Raw genomic sequence first — 1,584 nt, forward strand, 5'->3', positions numbered from 1 at the left:
GATTTTCATTGAGTATAAATGAGTGAGGCTACTGAAATGGAATAAAATGTGGTATAATTGATAAGATAGATAGAATCGAGGATATTATGTCATTTACGAAATTTCAATTTAAAAACTATATTAGAGAAGCCTTGCAGGAGTTGAAATTTACAACTCCAACAGAGGTACAAGATAAGTTGATTCCCATTGTCTTGGCAGGCAGAGATTTGGTTGGAGAATCAAAAACAGGTTCAGGTAAGACTCATACTTTCTTGTTACCGATTTTCCAGCAATTAGATGAATCTAGCGATAGTGTACAAGCAGTAATCACTGTACCTAGCCGTGAGTTGGCTACTCAAATTTACCAAGCAGCTCGTCAGATTGCAACCCACTCAGAAGTGGAAGTTCGTGTGGTTAATTATGTGGGTGGTACGGATAAGGCTCGTCAGATTGAGAAATTGGCAAGCAATCAGCCTCATATTGTTATTGGAACACCAGGCCGTATTTACGACTTGGTTAAATCCGGTGATTTGGCTATTCACAAGGCCAAGACCTTTGTTGTTGATGAAGCAGACATGACCTTGGATATGGGATTCTTGGAAACTGTTGATAAGATTGCTGGCAGTCTTCCAAAAGACTTGCAATTCATGGTCTTCTCAGCGACTATTCCACAAAAACTGCAACCATTCTTGAAAAAATACTTGTCAAATCCTGTCATGGAGAAAATCAAGACCAAAACGGTCATTTCTGATACCATTGATAATTGGTTGATTTCTACTAAGGGACGTGATAAGAATGCTCAAATTTACCAGTTGACTCAGTTGATGCAGCCTTATTTGGCAATGATTTTTGTCAATACTAAGACACGTGCTGATGAATTGCATTCATATCTGACTGCTCAAGGATTGAAGGTAGCGAAGATTCATGGAGATATTGCCCCTCGTGAGCGCAAGCGTATTATGAATCAGGTGAAAAATCTGGATTTTGAGTACATTGTCGCAACAGATTTGGCAGCGCGTGGAATTGACATTGAAGGTGTCAGCCATGTCATCAATGATGCCATTCCGCAAGACTTGTCTTTCTTTGTACACCGTGTTGGTCGTACCGGACGCAATGGCCTACCAGGTACAGCTATTACCCTTTATCAGCCAAGCGATGACTCGGATATCCGTGAGTTGGAGAAATTAGGAATTAAATTTACTCCGAAGATGGTCAAAGACGGGGAATTTCAAGATACCTATGACCGTGATCGTCGTGCCAACCGTGAGAAAAAACAAGATAAGCTTGATATCGAAATGATTGGTCTGGTTAAAAAGAAAAAGAAAAAAGTCAAACCGGGTTATAAGAAGAAAATTCAATGGGCGGTTGATGAAAAGCGCCGCAAAACCAAGCGTGCAGAAAGTCGTGCTCGCGGTCGTGCAGAGCGTAAAGCTAAACGCCAAACATTTTAATAGAAAAGTTGGAGTACTGAGCTCCAACTTTTTTTTATGTGACTTTCAGTCCGTCTCGCTCCGTTAGGTGCGAGACAAAAAAACCACTCGCTATGCGGGTGCGCGTCGAAGGTTATACCCCAAAAACTCCGAACGCGATACAATAAAGGTGATC

General features: G+C 41.2%; 1 protein-coding gene. It reads left to right on the forward strand.

What is annotated here, in order from left to right; translation table 11 throughout:
* Positions 1–86 precede the first annotated feature (86 nt).
* Positions 87–1,430, forward strand: a complete 1,344-nt coding sequence (locus HT689_RS06035; protein ID WP_173226759.1) for a DEAD/DEAH box helicase — start codon at positions 87–89, stop codon at positions 1,428–1,430.
* Positions 1,431–1,584 lie beyond the last annotated feature (154 nt).

It is taken from the genome of Streptococcus sp. 2342 (genome assembly GCF_013276795.1).
Classification (GTDB): Bacteria; Bacillota; Bacilli; order Lactobacillales; family Streptococcaceae; genus Streptococcus.

What these genes read in the sequence shown, in the direction of transcription:
- HT689_RS06035 (WP_173226759.1), top strand. Translation starts at nt 87, where the DNA reads ATGTCATTTACGAAATTTCAATTTAAAAACTATATTAGAGAAGCCTTG.